At 39.4% G+C, this 22249-nt stretch carries 8 protein-coding genes; all 8 read left to right on the top strand.

Annotated features, from left to right (window positions below):
• Nucleotides 1–148: 148 nt before the first annotated feature.
• The 8 genes from fabD (at nt 149) to JOC86_RS04970 (ending at nt 22244) form a co-directional block, all read left to right on the top strand.
• Nucleotides 149–1402: an ACP S-malonyltransferase gene (fabD, locus tag JOC86_RS05005; RefSeq protein ID WP_205168651.1), complete on the top strand. Its 1254-nt coding sequence runs from the start codon at nt 149–151 to the stop codon at nt 1400–1402.
• A complete protein-coding gene (locus JOC86_RS05000; protein WP_205168650.1) occupies nt 1387–4950 on the top strand; it encodes a thioester reductase domain-containing protein in 3564 nt (1187 codons plus the stop codon). The genes fabD and JOC86_RS05000 overlap by 16 nt, the downstream gene beginning before the upstream one ends.
• 46 nt (nt 4951–4996) lie before the next feature.
• Nucleotides 4997–6340 (top strand): FAD-binding oxidoreductase, encoded by a 1344-nt coding sequence (locus JOC86_RS04995; protein WP_239587381.1) that lies wholly within the window; start codon nt 4997–4999, stop codon nt 6338–6340.
• 34 nt (nt 6341–6374) lie between these two features.
• Entirely contained in the window at nt 6375–7499 is a 1125-nt protein-coding gene (gene hppD, locus JOC86_RS04990) for a 4-hydroxyphenylpyruvate dioxygenase (RefSeq protein ID WP_205168648.1), read from the top strand.
• 18 nt (nt 7500–7517) lie between these two features.
• Nucleotides 7518–8699, top strand: coding sequence for an aminotransferase class I/II-fold pyridoxal phosphate-dependent enzyme (locus tag JOC86_RS04985; protein ID WP_205168647.1), 1182 nt, complete (start codon nt 7518–7520; stop codon nt 8697–8699).
• Nucleotides 8700–8744: 45 nt separating this feature from the next.
• The gene (locus JOC86_RS04980) at nt 8745–9464 is read left to right on the top strand and encodes a thioesterase II family protein (RefSeq protein ID WP_205168646.1); all 720 of its coding nucleotides are present in this window, start codon (nt 8745–8747) and stop codon (nt 9462–9464) included.
• A 143-nt stretch (nt 9465–9607) separates the two neighbouring features.
• Nucleotides 9608–12109, top strand: coding sequence for a non-ribosomal peptide synthetase (locus tag JOC86_RS04975; RefSeq protein WP_205168645.1), 2502 nt, complete (start codon nt 9608–9610; stop codon nt 12107–12109).
• A gap of 13 nt (nt 12110–12122) precedes the next feature.
• Nucleotides 12123–22244 carry a non-ribosomal peptide synthetase gene (locus tag JOC86_RS04970; RefSeq protein WP_205168644.1) on the top strand — a complete coding sequence of 3374 codons (10122 nt, stop codon included), beginning with the start codon at nt 12123–12125 and terminating at the stop codon, nt 22242–22244.
• Nucleotides 22245–22249 lie beyond the last annotated feature (5 nt).

The raw sequence follows: 22249 nt of genomic DNA, 5'->3' as shown, positions 1-22249 counted from the left end.
CTAGAAACTAAATATGATTTTACTTCTTCATTTAAACTTTGAGATGTGTGTATTTTATATTTAGTGGATTTTGTTAAGGTATAACAAATAATTTGATTTCGTTCGCTCTTGTAAGCAAAAAATTAATTTTTTCGAGGGGGATATATCATTGATTGCTCTATTATTTCCTGGTCAAGGTTCTCAATACATAGGAATGGGGAAAAGTCTTGCCGAAGAATTTCCTATTGCTAGAAGGACTTTTGAAGAAGCAGATGATGTACTGAAGATCAATCTATCTTCATTATGTTTTGAGGGGGAGTCATACAAATTAATAAGAACGGAGTATACACAACCTGCTTTATTGACAGCAAGTGTGGCTGCTTATCGTGTCTATATGGACGAGATTGGGCTCAAACCCAACTTTGCTGTTGGGCATAGTTTGGGAGAATTCTCTGCATTAACCTGTAGTGGTGCGATTTCGTTTGTAGATACTCTACAAATTGTACGTCAGCGCGGTCTATTGATGCAAGAAGCTGTTACAAATGGTCTGGGCGTGATGACAGCGATTGGTCAGGTGGATCGTAAACAAGTTGACGAATTGTGTGTGCAAATTTCAACAAAGGAGAAGCCGGTAGTGATTGGTTGTTACAATGCACCAGAACAACTCGTGCTATCAGGTCATCAAGAGGCTGTTAATAAGGTGGCTAAACTGTTAGTGAAAGAAGGAGTAACAGTCACTCCTTTGAATGTGAGTGCATCTTTCCATAGCCCAATGATTGAGCCTGCTGCGGATCAGTTTAAAAAGATACTTTCTCAGTATAACTTTCGTTTAGGAGACTACCCTGTAATCTCTAATGTGACTGCTCGTCCACATGAATCGGATCATCTAATGGATCTTTTGACTAGACAAATGACAGAACCAGTTCAATGGCAGGAATCGATCGATTATTTACAACTTCAAAACGTGAAGATTGCCATTGAGCTCGGGCCAAAGCAAGTGCTACAAAACTTAATGAAAAAAAATGCACCTTCCATCATAACCGTCTCTTTAGGAGAAATGGGTGATATCCCAAAAGTAAAGGGAGTGTTCAATCGGGAGAACATTGAGCCTTCCTTTATTGGAAAGTGCCTAGCAATCGCAGTAGCAACAAAAAATCGCAATTGGGATAACGAAGCTTATACGAAAGGTGTAATTGAGCCTTACCATAAGGTGAAGCAGATATCCATGCAATTGGATCAAACTAAGCAAGAACCAACTAGAGAGCAGATGGTTGAAGCTCTATTGATGCTACGTTCTGTATTTAAAACAAAAAAAACACCACACAGCGAGCAACAAAAAAGGCTAAAACAATTACTCCGTAAGCCGGTCGATAATGATTTTGTGCTGTCGGAACAGGAGGATTTTACATGGCTAAATTTCTGAATTTTGAAAAAAATAGTAATGAAAGCAAAGTGAAATCATCCACGACAATCATTAATGAAGAATCGACAAAAGAAATTGCGATCATTGGTATGGCAATGCATTATCCCAAAGCGACAAATCGGAATGAGTTTTGGAGTAATTTGATTCATGAAATGGACTGTTCAGGTGACTTTCCAGTAGAACGTAGAGGAGACATGGAATCCTACTTACGCTTTAAAAACTCTTTGAATGATACTCTCAAGTATTTTAGAGGATCTTATTTAGAAAAAATCGATGAATTTGATTATTCATTTTTTGGGATAACACCGAAAGAAGCCGTTCTGATGGATCCAAACCAGCGATTGTTCTTACAAACTGCTTGGAAAGCGATAGAAGACGCTGGTTATGGTGGTAAAAAACTGGTCGGATCAAAAACAGGTGTGATTGTGAGTAGTGAAGGTGCCAAGCCATTAAGTTATCAAACGATAGTCCAGGATGTAGAACCAGAGTCAACTTATCTAGCCTATCCAGGGAATTCGGGGCCAATGACAGCAAGTCGAATTTCTTATTTACTAGATCTGCATGGACCTACGATGTTGATTGATACTTCTTGTTCTTCTTCACTTAGTGCGGTCAATGTAGCGGTACAAATGTTACGTAATGGTCAGATGGATCAGGCGATTGTGGGTGCCATTAAGATTAATTTGCTTCCGATTGATATTGGATCTCGCGTGGGCATGGAATCATCTGATGGTCGGACGCGAACCTTTGCGGATAATTCGGATGGAACCACATTGGGTGAGGGTTCTGCAGCCTTGATCTTTAAGCCGTTAAGTAAAGCGATTCGAGATCATGATCATATTTATGCGGTTATTAAAGGAAGTGCATCCAATAATGATGGACGTGCGATTAGCGTAACTGCTCCTAATCCGATCACACAAGAAGCCGTTATTGTAGAAGCGTGGAAAGATGCAGGTATCAATCCAGAACACATCTCTTATATTGAAGCTCATGGAACAGCAACCCAATTGGGTGATCCAATTGAGATTTCGGGAATTACTAATGCATTTCAACGTTACACAGATAAGAAACAATTTTGTGCAATTGGTTCAGTAAAATCTAACTATGCCCATACTTACTGTTTGGCTGGTATAACAGGGGTCATTAAAGCTGCGTTAAGTTTACAACATAGGAAAATCCCGGCTAGCTTACATTTCCATAAACCTAATCAAAATATTTCTTTTGAGGAATCACCTCTCTATATCAATGATCAATTGACTGATTGGGAAACGGATGGAAAGCCACGTCTTTGTGGAGTAAGTTCTTTTGGGATGAGTGGAACCAACTGTCACATTGTGTTGGAAGAGGCTCCACAAAGGGAAGGGAATGAGGTAGTACAAAGAGATCCTCATGTATTTACACTTTCCACTAAAACAGAAACATCATTACACCTGTTGCTGATTGACTATCTACGTGATCTTACCCAGGAACAGAGTAAACAGGTAAGTCTAAGTGATATCTGTTATACAGCTAGTACAGGAAGAGGGCATTATCCACATCGTATAGCTTTGATTGTGAATGATTTACGGGAACTTCAATGTAAATTAATGAAACTAGCTCAGGATGGTTGGGAAGAAACTGAAAAAAATGTTTATTACCAACATACAACTCATTCATTTGAAACTGAAGAAGCGAGTCAGTATGTCGAACAAGTTCTTGGAACCGACACAGAGAAAGAGAGTTTACTTATAAAAATCGCAGACTTATATGTAAAAGGAGCAGATATTGATTGGGAGAAGCTATATAGTAAACAATCCCCACACAAAGTGTCACTTCCAACCTATCCATTTGATCACGTTAAATGTTGGATTGATATTCCTGAAACGTCCGCAATCAATATGACAGATCCGGAGTTGTTACAAACCTATCAGGAGGTAGCAGGTTACTTAGAAGAACAAGAAAGCTTAGATTCAACAACGAAGATGAAGGTAGAGAAGTGGTTAGGTACATTTAAGAAGTTTCTACCAAATGAATCTGAATCACCTTTACAATCTGTTGAACTGACTGGTAGAGAAGATAACAACTATAGTAAAAATGAGCAGGAGATCGCAGTTGTTTGGCAAAATATATTGGGCCTAAAGGTGGTGAATATCCATGAAGATTTCTTTGATCTAGGCGGAGACTCATTTATTGCGATTCAATTAGTTTCGAAGCTCCATAAAAAATATCAAGTGACTCTTAATGATATATTCACCTATCGATCAATCTATCAACTTGCTAAAAATATCAAAGAACAATTAGATAGCCCTGAAGTGAAGCTAGAGAAATTAAAGAAGAGTTCACAGTCACCATCTATGATTACTACAGAAATGCAACGATTTATTCGGGAAGAAACAAATAAATATGAGGCGCAATATAAGGAATTGGAACGCTTAGATCTTACACAGGTGAAAAATTATTCCAATATTTTCTTGACAGGTGCTACAGGATACTTAGGTATTCACTTGTTAAACGATTTACTAAAAGAGTCAAACAGTCATCTCCATGTCCTTGTCAGAGGAAAGACAAAAGCAGAAGCCGAAGCGCGGTTAGCAAATAAATGGGAGTATTATTTTGGATATAATTCTTTTGATCGAAATCGAGTCACCATTGTAAATGGAGATCTAGTACATGACAGGTTCGGTTTGATAGATGAAGAATATGATTCTCTCGCTGGGACTATAGATTGTATCATCCACTCTGCAGCGACAGTGAAACATTTTGGTGATTACTCAGAATTTGAAGAGTTAAATGTAAATGGTACGAAGCGTATTATCCGATTTGCTCATGAACAAAAACCAAAAGATATCAACTTTATTTCGACTACAGCTGTTTCCAAAGGAAAAATACAAGATCGCAAATGTATTGTGTTTACAGAATACGATCATGATATCGGTCAAGAAGTAGGCCATCCATATGGTGAGAGTAAATTTGAAGCAGAAAAACTGATTGTGGAAGCAAGAAATCAGGGATTAATCTGTAATATTTACAGGGTTGGTAATATTATGTGTCATTCTGAAACGGGTAAATTTCAAGAAAATATAGAAGACAATGGATTGTATACCATTATCCAATCCATGATCAAAATGAATATTTTCCCTGATAGTAGTCATGGTGAGATTGATTTTACCTATATTGACTTTGTCAGCCGTAGTATATGTCTACTATTTAATAGAGAACATTTAAGTAATGAAACTTACCATCTGATGAATTTAGATAAAACCTCTTTCTATGAACTAGGCGAAGCAGCAAAATCATCTGGTTTATCCGTGAAAGTGGCTCCTTATGGAGAATTTATTGACTTTATGAGTGATAACTATACAGATGAGCATTTTGGTCCTTATATTCATAATCTATTACTTCATTTTGGTTTCTTTGAGGAACTAGAAGAAGAAGAGCGTACTCACTTTGTTATGCTTTCAGATAAAACAGAGTGGTTATTGAAGCAATTTGGATTAGTTTGGAGAAAGCCAAATCAAGATCAATTGAAAAAAATACTAGATCATTGTATTGAGGTCCAATTTATCTAACTGGTTGTTACCGAAGGAGAATAAGTAAGAGATGTTAGAATATCTGATGAAAATCATATGTGACCCTAAACGAATAAACACTAGTGTGGCTATCCGTCAGCAGCACAGTCAGGATTTTACTTCTTATCATGAGCAACATTTGCCTGATGTGGTCCTCTACCCAAAGAATAAAGAAGAATTAAGAAAGATTGTGGCTTATGCCAATCGTATAGGTTGTCCCATCGTGCCTTTTGGATTAGGTACAAGTGTAGAAGGACAAGTAGTTCCCATCCAAGGAGGGATAAGCTTAAATTTCACCCACATGAACCGAATCTTAGAGATTAGAGAAGATGATTTTGCTGTACGGGTGGAACCGGGTGTGACGAGAATTCAACTAAATCAAGAGCTGAAGAAATATGGACTCTTTTTTCCGGTTGATCCGGGAGTAGATGCAACATTGGGAGGTATGGTAGCTACCAATGCTAGCGGTTGTAGTGCAGTTCGTTATGGAATGATGAGAGAACAAATTTTAGGAATGGAAGCCATTTTAGCAGATGGCTCATTCATTCACACTGGGAGTTTGGCCAAAAAATCTTCAGCAGGTTATAACTTAACCCATCTACTAGCAGGATCAGAAGGAACTCTCGCAGTATTTACAGAGCTTACTTTACAAGTATACGGGACACCAGAGGAATTTCTTTATGCGAAAGTGGTTTTTCCTGATTTGAAAAAGGCTTGTAATGCTGCAAATCGAATGCTATACCGTTCGATTCAACCCAGTAAGATTGAGTTAGTAGATGAATATACGATTCAGGCGATCAATTCATACAAACTAACGAAATATGTAGCAAAGCCAACCTTATTTTTAGAGTTAAGCGGATGGAAAAGTACTGTATTAGCTGAATGGGAACAAGTCAAAGAAATAATCCAAGAGGAGGGAGCTGGTGAATGGAGCCATACGTTTGATAAGGCATTTGGAGATCAACTCTGGGATGCTAGACGACATGCAGCTCTTGCAATAGCGGCATCGGCACCAGGGAAGAAATTAATGACGACGGATGTATGTGTTCCCTTATCCATTTTACCAGAAGCAGTAATCTTTACTCGGGAAGTGATGCAAGCGGAAGACCTACATGGAGCTATTCTTGGACACATTGGTGATGGGAACTATCATGCGGTTTTTCCGATCGATATGTCTCTTCCAGAGGAAGTAGCGAAAGCAGAAAAAGTAAATGAGTTGATCGTTCGCTTTGCACTTGAGCGTGGGGGATCTTGTACTGGAGAACACGGGGTGGGCCTTGGGAAAAGAAAGTATCTGACCGAAGAGCATGGAGATGCTGTGTTATGGATGAAAAAAATAAAAGAAATATTTGATCCGAAAAGTATTTTAAATCCAGGGAAGATTTTCTGATGTGAAAAGATAAACATAATAGAGGAGGAGAAAAATGAGCAATGCAAAAGTAGAATTAAAAACGGAGCAATTTGTGAGTGATGTGTTTCCTATCGAGGATATTGATTATGTGGAAATTTTAGTAGGTAATGCAAGACAAGCTGTCTTCTACTATAGTAAGTTGTTTGGTTTTCGAATCGTTGCCTATAAAGGGCTAGAAACGGGTTCCCGTGATGTTTGTTCATATTTACTACAGCAAGGAGAGATCAATCTCGTACTTACTTCTGCATATGAACCAGAGCACCCAATAGCGAAGTTTGTTCATACACATGGGGATGGTGTAAAAGATATTGCCTTCCGTGTTAAACAGATCGAGAAACTCTATCAAACTGCGATTGAAAATGGTGGAATTTCGCTCCAACCACCACAAATGATAGAAGATGAATATGGAAAAGTTAAAATTGCACGGATTGGTACTTATGGGGAAATGGTTCATACGTTAGTTGAACGTACCGAATATGCGGGGGTATTTTTCCCGGACTTTAAAGAAGTAAATCAAAGTGTTTCTTCCTATGATACATGCTTAACTCGGTTTGATCATCTTGCCATAAATGTAGAAAATATGGACGAATGGGTTAGTTATTATACAAAAGTATTTGGTTTTCATTTATTAAATTCATTTGAAAAAGACGATATAAGCTCGGATACTTCTTCTTTGATGACAAAAGCGATGCAAAATGATACGGCACGAGTGAAGTTTCCAATTGTTGAGCCTGCAGCAGGTAAAAAGAAATCTCAAGTGAGTGAGTTCATTGACTATAACCGAGGGGAAGGTGTAGGGCATATCGCGCTTGAAACAGGAGATATTATCAAGTCTGTAGAGAACTTAGAAAAAAACGGTCTTAAATTCCTCTATACTCCTGATGCTTATTATGAAATGTTACCGGAACGTGTTGGTGAGATTGATGAATCCATCGATATGTTGAATCATTTTAATATTTTGGTTGATCGGGATGAAGAAGGTTATCTCTTGCAGATTTTTGCTCATCCGATGGAAGATCGTCCAACTCTCTTTTTTGAAGTGATTCAACGAAAAGGTTCAAGTGGATTCGGAAATGGGAATATTCGGGCTTTATTTGAAGCGATAGAGCGTGAGCAATTAAAAAGAGGAAATTTATAGGGACGGGGAGAGATTCATGTGGCTCAACAGTTAGCGACTTGGACGCAACTTACGAAGCGTTCTGCATTACAAGATATGCTTGAGTTAACAAGTGGTTCGGAGTATATCTCTTTTGGCTTGGGATTACCCAATGCAGAGTTTTTTCCGACAGAACAACTGGCACGTTCAGCCAATGAAGTGTTACTTCAGCAATCGAATATTCTACAGTATGCTCCTCCAACGGAACTATTGAAACAACAAATTCAGTTGTTGATGGGTCAACGTGGTGTTCATTGTAGTACTTCACAAATATTTCTAACTGCAGGGGCGCAGCAAGGAATCAATTTATTGGCGCGACTTTTGCTTGATCCTGGTAAGACGGTGTTGTCCGAAGAAGTGACCTATACTGGGTTCCTACAAGTCTTAGAACCTTTTCAACCACGAATTTTGACTGTACCAACCGATCCAGTTATGGGGATTGATGTGGAACAGGTAGAAAAGATATTACAAACAGAAGAGCGTCCAGCTTGTATGTATGTGATTCCTAGTGGTCATAATCCACTCAGTTATACACTGAGTAGAGAAAAGCGACAAAGATTGGCTCAATTGGCAGCAGAATATGAAGTTCCAATTATTGAGGATGATCCATATGGATTCTTAGAATATGAAGATATTGAGATTCCAGCGATCAAATCCTTTCAATCCGATTGGGTATTTTATGTTGGATCATTTTCTAAGATTCTTGCCCCTGGTTTGAGATTGGGATGGATAATTGCAAACGAGGAGGTCATCGAAAAGTTGTCTATTGCAAAAGAAGCAACTGATATTAATACTACAACGCTAACTCAACAAATTGCCGCTAACTTCCTGCAAAAAGACGAATTTACCAAGCATCTTCTTTATTTACGTCAAGAATATAGTTCACGGAGAAATTGTATGTTAGATCATTTATCTGCTCGGCTTGGAGAGGTTGGATCCTGGACAAGTCCTACGAGTGGGATTTTTATCTGGGTTCGTTTCCCTGAATATATTAACACAATGGAACTATTTAGAGAATCGATTACTACAGAGAAAGTAACCTTTTTCCCTGGCAATGTCTTTGCCGTGGGTCAAAACCAAATTTCTACTTCATCGATCCGTTTGAATTTTTCATTTAATAATCATGACAAAATTGATGAAGGAATTGCCCGTTTGTCTCGATTGGTGAAAAGGCATATCTAAATAAAAATGATTAGTAGTTTTGTCTAAAATAGGAAGTGAATGAGCATGGAACGGAAAATAAGACTTTATTGCTTTTCTTTTGCTGGGGGAACAGCACAAATCTATCATAGTTGGACGAAGTATGTGGATGCAGCGATCGAACTCGTTCCGATTGAGTTTTCGGGACGGGGGAGGCGGTTTTCTCAGCCTTTATTTACTAATTTAGTAGATATGGTAGAAGATGTATTTTCTATTATTCAGCCTGATATTGATCAGAAGCCTTATATGATATTTGGTCATAGTATGGGGAGTTTGATTGCCTATGAACTTTCAAAAAAGTTAATCCAAAGTGGAAATCAAGGTCCATTGCATATTTTTTTCTCAGGAAGATCTAGTCCGAATCAGCCGCCGAAAAAAAAGCGATACCAATTGTCTGATGAGGAGCTAAAGAAGGAGATCTTCCAATTTGGAGGAACTCCTATAGAGTTACTAGATGACCCAGGTTTTATCAGTTTATTTCTGCCGATCATCCGGGCTGATATGAAAGCGGTAGAAACCTATCCAACAGAAGATAAGATTACTCCATTACATTGCAAAATCTCAATATTCAATGGAAAACAGGATCATTTGGTTACCAATCTAGAAGAATGGAATCATTATACAACCAAAGAAATCGAGTATCAATTTTTTGAAGGTGGTCACTTTTATCTTCACGACCAAGCAAAAGAAGTTGTGGATGTAGTGAATCAAAAAGCGCATGACTACTTAAGTGCAAAAATAAATTGAAAACTTGTATCATTCAACAGCTTCGAGGGTGAGGGATGACCCTCTGTACCGATGCAATAGTAAGTCACTATGGGCAATTCCCTCAGCCTCTCTGCTCATAATCATAAAAATTTTATATGAAAATCAATCGGAGGAGGGAAAATATGTTAACGAAATGCCAACGTAAGTCATTTCGTTTTTCAGGCGAGCTTGTTGAAAAGCTTATTTCGTTTAGTCATAAAGAACAAATAGAGATTCAAGTTACTTTATTTACAACTTGGGTTAACTTATTTTATCGATATACGGGAATGGAACATATCACTGTTGGAATTGAGATGCAAGGAAGTCATGAAAAGGTGATTCCGTTATCTATTGATTTTTCAAAGACAAATTCTTTTACTGACCAAGTCAAAGAGAACAATAAGTTGTTACAAAAGCAACTTGATGGGTCAATTTCTTTACGATCAAGTGAATCGAGCATGATTAAACCAAACGTTATTCATACTGGATTTTTTGTCCGAGATGAAACTGCTTCTTCGTTTGCTGGTTCTACACCTTCTTCTCTTAACGATCTAAGACAAGAAAAAATAATTACACTAGAAATTGTGCGAAATGGGACAGAATGGACAGGAGCACTACTCTATCATGAAGAACATTTTGAAGAAACTGCGATGACACGGATGTTAGGACATTTACAACAGTTATCCGTGGGCTATTTGGATCAACCAGAAGTCCAAATCGACCAAATTCCAATGCTTACCGAACAAGAATATACACAGATGCTAAATGAATGGAATAGTGCAAGTACGAAGCCGGCGGAAAGTCCATGTATCCCATATTGGTTTGAAGCACAAGTTAGGCGGACTCCAGATGCGGTGGCGATTGTTTATGGTAAAGAAAGGCTAACTTATGTTGAACTGGATCAACGCGCAAACCAATTAGCCAATTATTTATTACAGAAAGAGATTGGTTTTGAAGCCTTGATTGGTGTTCATATGAAACGGTCGATTGACATGGTGGTCGCGATCTTAGGGATTTTGAAGGCTGGAGGGGCTTACGTACCATTGGATCCTGCATATGCGACGGAGCGTCTCTCCTATATCTTAGAAGATACGAAAGCTCAAGTATTATTAACACAAGATTCATTGGCAGAATCTTTTGTTGAGCATGAAATAGAAGTTGTTTACTTGGATCGGGATCGGGATGCAATTATGGAGGCAGGGAGTCATACTCCTCTTAATTCGGCTTCGATTAAAGGAGATCAGTTGGCGTACGTTGTTTATACCTCTGGCTCTACTGGAAAATCGAAAGGCGTCGCCGTAGAACATAGTAGCGTCATCGCTATCATTCAATGGGCTCAAGAAGTATATACAGCGGAGGAGATCGCTGGTGTATTAGGCTCTACTTCAATCAATTTTGATCTATCTGTTTTTGAAATGTTTGTCACCTGGAGTATGGGTGGAAAATTGATTCTGGCTGAGAATGCTTTACAACTCCCTCATCTACCAGCAGCTAGTGAGGTAACATTAATCAATACAGTGCCATCAGCGATCAGAGAATTGGTAAGAATAAAGGGAATTCCTGCAACAGTGCGTACGGTGAATTTATGTGGCGAACCATTAAAGCGTGCACTTGTTGAACAAATTTATGAAGTAGAAACAGTTGAGAAGATATTCAATCTATATGGCCCTTCAGAAGATACAACGTATTCTACATACAGCATTGTAGATCGAGGGTCTGAATTACCCGTTTTTATCGGTCGCCCAATTCACAATACACAAGCTTATGTACTTGATAAACACTTGAATCCTGTTCCGATCGGAGTGTCAGGAGAGTTGTATTTGAGTGGGGCTGGTTTAGCACGTGGGTATTTGAATCGAGTAGAACTTACGAGAGAAAAATTTATTCCTAATGTATTCAGTAACCAACCTAATGAACGAATGTATCGCACAGGTGACTTAGTTCGGTATGTGGAAGATGGCAACTTAGAGTACTTGGGTAGAATGGATCACCAAGTAAAAATACGAGGGTTTCGGATTGAGTTAGGGGAAATTGAATCAACTTTAATGAACCATCCTGATGTGCATGAAACGGTAGTAGTTGCTAAGGAATTTAACTCAGCTGATTTACGATTAGTCGCATATTTTACGACTAAGATTGACATCAAACAAGGCAAAGTAGAACAAAAAAAATCAGGGTATTCACAATTGATAAGAGATTTAAGGAATTATTTACAGCAAAAACTCCCTGAATATATGATTCCTTCAATTTTTATGCCGCTCGAACAAATCCCATTAACGGCCAATGGAAAAATTGATCGCCAATCCCTTCCTCAGCCAAAGATTATTCAACGACATCATGCTGCCCCACGGAATGAAATTGAAGAAAGATTAGTTTCGATTTGGAGTGACGTTTTACAGTTAGAATCTGTGGGGGTTGAGGATCCCTTTTTAGATGTGGGAGGTCAATCCATTTTAGCAACACAAATCCTTGTGAGGATACGTTCGGAGTTTGAAATCGATTTGACTCAGAGAAAAGTATTTGAAGCAACAACTATTGCCAAGCAGGCGCAAGTAATAGCAGAAGTGCAGAAGCGAGGAAAGATAAAACCAACTTCTAATGTCATCGTTCCTCGAAAACGAGTGGCACGTAAACTTCAAGGATAAGGAGTAGCTAAAAATGAGCGATAAAAACCAACAAGTAAAACAGCAAGATATAGCAGATCCTGAACAATATTATGTATTTCCGGCATCTTATGCCCAACAAAGCCAATGGTTTTTCCATGAAATGGCTCCCGAAAGTCCATTATACAATCTACCATATCTGATTCGTATGCAGGGTACTTTAGATAGAAATGCATTGGAAAAAAGTTTGCAAGTCATTGTTGATCGGCATGAGTCGCTTAGAACGTCATTTCGTATGGAGCAGAATCAACTGGTTCAAATGATTGCTCCCGAACGATCAATTACTTTGTCATTCTCCCCAATCGATCTTTCATCCGATATCGATCAAGAAAGTTGGGTTCAAGCTTGGGCAGTGGAGGAAGCCTGTCGAGTATTTGATTTACAAAACGATCCTTTGCTTCGTGGACACCTCCTTCAAGTATCGGAGGATGAGCATTTCCTAGTAATTACCATGCATCATAGTATTACGGACGGCTGGTCATTGGCAATTTTTATAAAAGAGTGGTTGGAATTATATCATCATTTTGTAGACGATCAACCTATCAGCATATCTGAACCATCGATTCAATATGCAGATTTTACAGAGTGGCAAAGAGAAAGAGTAGAATCAGGAGAATTGGCGGGTCAAATCGCTTACTGGAACCAACAATTACAAGGCAGCCCAGCAATCTTGCAATTACCAACGGATAGACCACGTCCAGCAGTTCAATCCTATCGAGGGTCATCCTATTCTTTTTCAATTTGCCAAGAGCTAACAGAGACCATATCAAGTTTTAGCAGAGATGAAGGCGTTACGTTATTCATGACTTTATTCGCGACGTATCAAACGTTGCTGTATCGTTACTCGGGACAGGATGATCTCGTAGTTGGGACTCCAATCGCCAACCGTAATCAAGATGGAATGGAAGATTTGATTGGGTTCGTGGCTAACACGTTAGCATTGCGGTGCCAAATTGGAGAAGGCTGGTCATTTAGAGAATTGGTAGATCAAATTCATCGTGTAACGTTAGAAGCATTCGATCATCAGGATGTCCCATTGGACAAAGTGATTGATGAATTACAGATTGAGCGGAGTGTAGCACATTCACCTCTATTTCAGGTGATGTTTGTTTTGCAAAATATTCCTGATACGACATGGGAATTCTCTGGTCTTATCTGCACTCCGAACCTACTTCATAACAAGACAGCAAAGTTTGATTTGACTTTAACCATAGTAGAAAAGGGGAATCGATTAGAATGCTCCTTTGAATATAATACAGATCTATATAATGAAGAAACGATTCAGCGTATGGCTAGTCATTTCGAACGATTGCTTCAGCATGCCACGGAAGCTCCGGATCAATTACTGACTCGTTTACAGATGATCACAGAGGAGGAGAAAGCACAAGAGGTCGCCAAAATGCATCAAAAAACGCGTGTTTTTGATGAGGGACATTCGATTCACCAATTATTTGAAAAGCGAGTGCGTAGTACACCTCATGCAGTTGCTGTTGTTTGTGAGGAGAAACAATATACTTACCAGGAACTAAATGAAAGGGCAAATCAATTGGCTCATGATCTGTTACAAAGAGGGATAAGTTCGGATTCACTTGTGGGAATTTGTATGGAACGTTCTTTAGATTTGATTGTTGCGATTGTAGCCACTTTAAAAGCAGGAGGGGCCTACGTTCCAATAGACCCAAACATTCCATCTGATCGATTACAATTTATTTTAGAGGATTCACAGGTTAAGATATTGTTGACCCAGAGTGAAGTGAGCAAAAGTTTGCCGCCGCTTACATTGACGCAGATTCATCTTGATACGGATTGGGAGAATATTAGTCTACAAAGCAAGCGTAATCTAGAGTTGCCGGTGTCTGCACGCCATTTAGCCTATGTAATCTATACATCAGGAACAACAGGTAAGCCCAAAGGCGTATTAGTAGACCATGGAAATGTGACACGCTTGTTTGCAGCTACGGAAGATTGGTATGGTTTTACGGAACACGATGTATGGACACTTTATCATTCGTATGCATTTGATTTTTCAGTGTGGGAGATTTGGGGAGCTCTATTGTACGGTGGAAAATTAGTGGTTGTTCCATTCTGGATAAGTCGTTCACCGGAAGATTTTTATCAATTACTTCAACAGGAACAAGTGACAGTATTAAACCAAACACCATCTGCTTTCCGACAATTAATTGAAGTGGCCAAAACAGATCCATCGCGCCGGAAGTTAACATTACGATATGTAATCTTCGGAGGGGAAGCACTAGAGTTGCAATCTTTGCGTACTTGGTTTGGATTGTATGGTGATCAAACACCGCAGCTGGTCAATATGTACGGGATCACTGAAACCACGGTTCATGTTACCTATCGTCCGATAACCTCAGCGGATCTTGAAACAGGAAAAGGAAGTGTAATTGGTATCCCAATTCCTGATTTACAAGTTTACGTATTGGATCAACATTTACAGCATGTACCTAATGGTGTTGTAGGTGAAATGTATGTAGGTGGAGCAGGTGTCACTCGTGGGTACTTACTAAGACCTGAATTAACAGCAGAACGATTTATCACTAATGAAGCAGGTGAACGACTATATAAGACAGGAGATTTAGCCCGTTATTTACCCGAAGGCGAGCTAGAATACCATGGACGAATTGATCATCAAGTGAAAATTCGCGGTTTCCGAATCGAACTGGGAGAAATTGAGTCGATCTTGTTACAATACCCAAGTATTCGTGAGGCAGTTGCAACAGTGAAGGAAGATAAGCAGGTTGGAAAACGGATTGTAACTTACGTAGTATTAGATCAGGACAGTTCATCTGAACTAACGAATGATCTGCGGGGTTATTTACATGAGCGATTACCTGAGTATATGATTCCTGCAGTATTTGTTGAAGTAAGCACCATTCCACTCAACCATAACGGAAAAGTGGATTATCCCGCTTTACCAGCACCTGATTTTACGAATGTTCCAAGAATCTATGTTGCTCCGCGCACTGAAATTGAAAAGAAATTAGCTTTAATCTGGGAGCAGGTGTTACGAGTTCAACCGATTGGAGTAGAAGATAATTTCTTTGAAGTAGGTGGAGACTCCATTTTAAGTATTCAAATTTTGGGTGAAGTCCGCAAACTGGGTTACCCATTGACGGTGCAAGAGCTATTTCGTTTCCAGACAATTAGCGGATTAGCTCAGGTGATTAGAAATTCAAAAGTTATGGAAGATCACCTACCTGTAATTGCACCATTCCAGCTGATTTCGGATGCGGATCGTACTAGATTGCCTTCAGGAGTTATTGATGCATATCCATTGACCAAACTCCAAGAGGGGATGCTATTTCATAGTAGTTATCATCAAGATTCAATGACTTATCTCAATGTTTCTTCTTACCACCTAAAGGCTCCATTTCATATACAAGCATGGGAGCAAACAATTGCTAGTTTACTAAATGATCATCCAGTATTACGTACTTCGTTTGATTTAACCAGTTATACCCAGCCATTACAGTTGGTAAATGAAAATGTGGAAATTCCTTTTGAAGTGATTGATCTACGCCATCTGTCGTCCTCGCAACAAGAAAATTGGTTGGCAGACTGGAAGGAAAAGAAAGAAACTGCTTATTTTAACTGGACAAATGCTCCGTTGTTTAAAATCGTTATTCATCTTCGCACTGAGGAGACATTTCAGTTCACCTGTATTGAGCATCATGCGATTTTAGATGGATGGAGTGTGGCATCCTTATTTGCCGAGGTTTTCCGTCTTTATGTCACTTTCTTGAACCACAATGAGAAAAATTGGCAGCCACCACATGCTGGATTCCGTGATTATGTTTCTTTGGAAAGAGAGGCGTTGCAGTCTAAGGAACATCAACGATTTTGGAAAGAACAATTATCATCATACTCGTTCCATGAGATTCCTCGTTGGCACAATTCTAAAACGGAGCAACAACACCAAATAGGTGAAAAGAGAATTGAGATTCCGTTAGATTTATCTAATTCGCTGAAACAACTTGCTAGTCAGATGAAAGTACCATTGAAGAGTATTTTGCTCGCTGCCCATTTCCGTGTGCTTCAGATGATGACTGGTCAGTCAGAGGTAATTACGGGTGTGCCGTTTAATGGACGAACGGAAGGTCATGGTGGCGAAAGAACTCTAGGGCTTTTCCTCAATGCGTTGCCGTTTGGAGTTACACTGTCCGGTGGAACGTGGACTGATCTCATCCATCAAATTTTTGAACAAGAACAATCCTATTTACAATATCGTCGCTATCCTTTAGCGCAAATTCAGCAAGATTTGGGTGGTAAGCCATTATATGAAGTAATTTTTAACTTCACGCATTTCCATGTTCTTGATTCATTGCAGGATTTGGATGATTTCCAAGTACTAGAGTTTACAGAGAGAACCTATAACAACTTTGCGTTATCAAGTGAGTTTATATTAGATCAATTAGATCATCTGAAATTTTTAATACAATGGGATCAAACACAGTTCTGTGAAGAACAAATTTCTTTGATGACTAGTTATTATCAGAAGGCATTGGAGTCAATTATCCAAGATCCTAAGGCACATTATGAAGAACAGGATTTATTGACAGAAGCGGAAAGTAAACAGATTGTAAATAAATTTAACCAACCAAAGTCAGAAAAAGAGTTGGCTGTATTGCGATCCAAGACCATCCATCAAAGGTTTGAGGAACAAGCAGCAAAAACTCCTGGTCAAATCGCAGTTGTTTATGAAGGAAAACAACTGACTTACCAAGAGTTGAATGAAGAAGCAAATCGAATTGCTCATATGTTACGTGTAAAAGGGGTTGTACGGGAATCCATTGTAGGAATTATGATGGAACGCTCGATTGAGATGGCTGTTGGAACGCTAGCCATTTTAAAGGCAGGGGGGGCTTACTTGCCTATCGATCCAGAGTATCCTGTAGAGCGAATTGAATTTTTACTTGAGGACAGTAATGCATCCTTACTATTAACAAAACAAGAATGGGTCGAGCGCTTCCATTATACAGGTGAATTCATTGATTTATGCCATCCTTCAAAAGGGGTAGAGAATCCGCATAATTTGGCAGATATAAATGATCCATCAGATTTGGCGTATATCATTTATACATCGGGTTCAACAGGAAAACCAAAAGGAGTGATGGTCGAACATAGCAATGTGATTCGGTTAGTCATCAATCAAGATTTTATTGACTTTTTGCCAGGTTATCGCTTGCTGATGACAGGAAACTTTGCTTTTGATATCTCCACATTAGAAATTTGGGGACCGTTATTAAATGGGTTAACCCTACATTTGCTAGATAAAGAGAAACTGCTTGATCCCAAAAAGCTTGAGCGTGAGTTAGTGGATAATCAAATTGATATTGTTCATCTAGTATCGCCATTGTTTAGTCAATTGTCACAAGAGAATCCGGAGATGTTCTCCGATGTACAGACGTTATTGGTGGGGGGAGATGTCGTATCCACGAGTCATGTGAATTTAGTGAGAAAACATTGTCCAAAGCTTAAGGTGATCCATTCGTACGGTCCAACGGAAAATACGACGTTTTCTACAACGTATCATGTCAATCGGGATTTTGATTCATCATCACTTCCTATTGGTAAGCCACTGCGCCACTCAACCGCTTATGTTGTTGATCCAAAAACAGAATTACTACGTCCGGTTGGAGTACCAGGTGAACTATGGGTTGGAGGTGAAGGTGTTGCCAGAGGATACTTCAATCAGCCTGAAATGACGAAAGAGAAGTTTATCGAGAGTCCGTTCCAAACAGGCGAAAAAATATATAAAACAGGTGATCTAGTCCGATGGCTTCCTGATGGTACTCTTGAATTTCTTGCACGGATAGATCAGCAGGTGAAAATCCGCGGTTATCGAGTGGAAGTTAGTGAGATTGAGTACAACTTATTACAATTTGAAAAAGTAAAGGAAGCTGTAGTCATCTCGAGAGAGGATCAAGATGGTAAATATTTGTGTGCCTATGTGATTAGCTCGGAGCCATTATCTATATCTGATCTCCGTAAGCATGTAGCTGAATCATTACCTGATTTTATGATTCCAAGCTATTTTATACAGCTTGAACAAATCCCGCTGACAGCACATGGCAAAGTAGATCGGAAACAACTACCAGCACCACAAGGTGGAGGTTATCTTGAACAGGAGTTGATCGCGCCACGCAATAAGTGGGAGATCAAACTAGCCAAGGTATGGCAAGAAGTATTGGGTCTGGATCGTATCAGTGTTCGGGAATCGTTCTTTGCATTGGGTGGTCATTCATTGAAAGCGACCATTCTTGTCAGTAAATTACGCAAAGAATTACAAGTGGAAATTGAGATCAAAGATATCTTTACGTATCAAACAGTGGAAAGGCTCGCTGAGTTTGTGATGCAAGCGGAAAAACTGCAGCACCAGTCAATTCCAGTAGTTGAACAACAAGAGTACTACCTGGCATCCTCTGCACAGAGACGAATGTTTACCTTGGATAAGATTGTGGATAACAAACTATTGTATAACATTCCTATTGCTGTTCGACTCATAGGGAATTTAGATCAGAGACGATTCCAAGAAAGTTGGCAAACGCTGGTAGAGCGACACGAATCACTACGTACCAGCTTCGAAATAATCAAGGGTGAAGTTGTACAGAGGGTTCATCCACCTGTTCCATTCACAATCGATTTCATTTCAGTTTCACATGAAACCGAAGCAGATTGGTTACAACAGTTAGTAAGTAAATCATTTGACTTGAAACAGGCTCCGCTCTTTCGAGCAACAGTTTTAGAACGTACAAATAGGGATTTCATTCTTGTATTGAATATGCATCATATTATTTCAGATGAGGCCTCGATCGGAGTAATCCTTCGTGAGCTCATGGATTTATATGAGGGACGAGCGTTAACGGAGCAAAAAATACAATACAAAGATTATGCATCCTGGAACAATCAGTTGTTGCAATCAGAAACGATTAAAAATCAAGAAACCTATTGGGTGAACCAATTTACAGGAGAGATTCCAGTTCTCCAATTACCAACAGATTTCCAACGCCCTTCAGTTAAAAAATACGATGGGGATTCAGTATCGTTTGTTGTAGATTCCTCTATGATTACTGGTTTAAAGAAACTAACCGCATATACTGGCACGACGAACTATATGGTACTATTAGCAGCTTTTAAAGTGCTACTGGCAAAATATAGTCGCCAAGATGATGTGATCATTGGTACTCCTATCGCTGGTCGAACACACGTTGATGTAGAGAATGTGGTTGGAATGTTTATCAACACCTTGGCTATTCGTACGAGTCCTCGCAATGATAAGACCTTTTTACAGTATGTAGAAGAGGTGAAATCTAAAGCATTAGAGGCCTATAGTCATCAAGATTATCCGTTCGAGTATTTGGTAGATCAATTAAAAGTAAAACGAGACCTGAGTAGAAATCCGTTATTTGATGTGATGTTTTCGATGGAATACCCTGATATTCCACAAAGCAGTACCGAAGAAATCAGTTTTGTACCTTATGAGACACCCTATCCGTTAGCTAAGTTTGATCTTAGTTTATATGCGCAAGAAATTGATGAACAGCTTCAGTTTACTTTTCAATATTCAACTGGGTTGTTTACAAAAGAAACGATCGAACAGATGGCTATACACTATCAGAGGATTCTTCAATCGATCATAGCTCAGCCAGAGAAGAGTTTGGCGAGTATCGAAATGTTAACCGAAATGGAGAAACAACAGATCCTCTTCGACTTCAATGAAACTGAGGTAGTGACTCCGACTGATAGGACCATTCATCAGTTATTCGAAGAACAAGTGCACAAAACACCAAATAAGATGGCTGTTGTTCATCGTGAAGTTAGCTTAACATACCTTCAAGTAAACGAACGAGCCAACCAGTTGGCTTGGCAACTTCGTCACCAGGGGGTAACTACCAATACTATCGTGGGATTGATGGTAGAGAGATCGGTTGAAGTGGTTGTCGGAATTCTAGGAATCTTAAAAGCAGGTGGAGCTTATGTCCCAATGGATCCGGAGCTCCCATCGGAACGAGTCAGCTATTTATTAGACAATAGCGGAGCACATGTGTTGATTACACAAAGTAGTTTGGTAGATCAAGTCGATTACAAAGGAAAGATTGTAGATATCCATGATCATTCACTATCCAAACTGCCAAAAACGAATCCAGAGAGTGGGAATCAGCCAGACGATTTGATGTATGTAATCTATACATCTGGTAGTACGGGTAATCCAAAAGGAGTGATGCTAGAGCATCGGAATATGGTCAACTATGTCTCTTGGTTTACTGAGATGGCGAAGTTAACTGCTGATGATCGTACAATCCTACTTTCCTCGTACGCATTTGACCTTGGCTATACCAGCTTGTATTCATCTTTATTAAATGGCTGTGTGGTTCATATCGCCGATAAAGATTTGGTACGGATTCCAGAGGCGTTATTAGCATACTTGGGTGATCATCAAATTAGTTTTATTAAAGGGACACCGTCGCTATTTCGCATGATGTTACATGCATCTTCCGATCATTGGCGTAAAACATGTGAAACCTTGCGATTAGTGGTACTAGGTGGTGAACCGATGCATACGGAGGAAATGAGGAGCTTCCTTCAAACGTATTCGAATGTTCGGGTAATCAATCATTATGGACCAACAGAAACCTGTGTCGGTACCATTGCAGGGTTTGTAGATCCAGAGCAATTAGTAGATCGAAGCAGTGTACCAGTTGGGAAACCGATTAACAATAATAAAGTATACGTGTTAGATTCGGAACTCCAGGCTGTACCTGTAGGTGTACCTGGTGAATTATTTATCTCAGGAGCAGGGCTGGCGAGAGGCTATCTCCATCGTCCAGATCTGACTAAAGAGAGATTTTTAACCAATCCGTTTGTGGATGGGGAGCGAATCTATCGAACCGGAGATATCGTACGGTTACTACCAGATCGAAGAATCGAATTCCTTGGTCGTGCTGATCATCAGGTGAAAATTCGAGGTTACCGGGTAGAACTTGAAGAAATCGAAAGCCATTTACTTCTTCACCCGTCGATACGTCAAGCAGCGGTCATCTGTAAGGATAGTCAATCACTTATTGCCTATATCGTCACAGAGGAAGAGCCAACACTTACAGCGCTACGAAATTATTTGGCAAAGAAAGTACCTGACTATATGATTCCGGAACAATTTGCGGTATTGGATCAGATCCCACTTACACAAAATGGGAAAGTGGATCGGCGCGCCTTACCTGAAGTCGAAGGAATAATTGGATTGGAAATGGAGCATACAACACCTTTAGATCAAGTAGAACAAGATCTAGTTCAGATCTGGGAGAAGGTGTTGGGGATTAAGGGTGTTGGAACACAATATAACTTCTTTGATATCGGTGGAAACTCGATGTTATTGATCCAGATGCATAATCTCATTGAACCAATGTATGCTAGTGTGACGTTGACCGATTTATTTGCTTACCCATCGATTTCAAAATTAGCAGAGTATATTCGTCAAACCAGATACCAAGATCATAAACTTAATATACACGCAATTCCGTATACTGAAGAATATTTCGCTATGGACAAAGGATTATCTAATGGTACATTGAATTTCACCATTGAGGGTGAATTGTTTAAATCCATACAAGAGATTGCCGAGAACATGCAGCTTAATCAATTTGGATTAATGCTTTCTCTATTTCTTTATCTGCAAGCGGAACTAACTGAGCAAGATCAAATAACGATCCCAACGCTTACAGGTTGGAACGACAAGATCCATTTAGTAACCATCGATCTAAGTAAGATGGAGCAGATTTCAGACCTGTTCCAAATCGTACAAGCACAGTTAAAAGAAGCGGCTTCCCCGAACTATCCATTAATTGATCTAGAGTTTATGAAAATAGTTAAGGAAGAAAATGCTTTGGTCCCTGGATTCATGCATAGAAGTGCTTCTACTTCTGAAATGAGATTCGCAGAGAAGTGTGACCTACTTCTTGTTCTCCATGAGCATTCAACGCATCTGTATATTGAGTGTATGTACAATGCTCGTTTAAACAAAGCGAAAATGCTAGAAATGATGCATCAATATGTACAAATCCTCCATTCTTTGGTGGAACAACTCGAACTGAGTAAAGGATAAGAGAA

The organism is Rossellomorea pakistanensis (assembly GCF_016908495.1).
Lineage (GTDB): Bacteria > Bacillota > Bacilli > Bacillales > Bacillaceae_B > Rossellomorea > Rossellomorea pakistanensis.
Note: the sequence above shows the minus strand (reverse complement) of the source record. Positions and strands in the feature narration are given on the sequence as shown.

Excerpts from the sequence above, each read along its gene's own strand:
- JOC86_RS05000 (WP_205168650.1), top strand. The coding sequence starts at position 1,387 with ATGGCTAAATTTCTGAATTTTGAAAAAAATAGTAATGAAAGCAAAGTG.
- JOC86_RS04995 (WP_239587381.1), top strand. The coding sequence starts at position 4,997 with ATGAAAATCATATGTGACCCTAAACGAATAAACACTAGTGTGGCTATC.
- hppD (WP_205168648.1), top strand. The coding sequence starts at position 6,375 with ATGAGCAATGCAAAAGTAGAATTAAAAACGGAGCAATTTGTGAGTGAT.
- JOC86_RS04980 (WP_205168646.1), top strand. The coding sequence starts at position 8,745 with ATGGAACGGAAAATAAGACTTTATTGCTTTTCTTTTGCTGGGGGAACA.
- JOC86_RS04975 (WP_205168645.1), top strand. The coding sequence starts at position 9,608 with ATGTTAACGAAATGCCAACGTAAGTCATTTCGTTTTTCAGGCGAGCTT.
- JOC86_RS04970 (WP_205168644.1), top strand. The coding sequence starts at position 12,123 with ATGAGCGATAAAAACCAACAAGTAAAACAGCAAGATATAGCAGATCCT.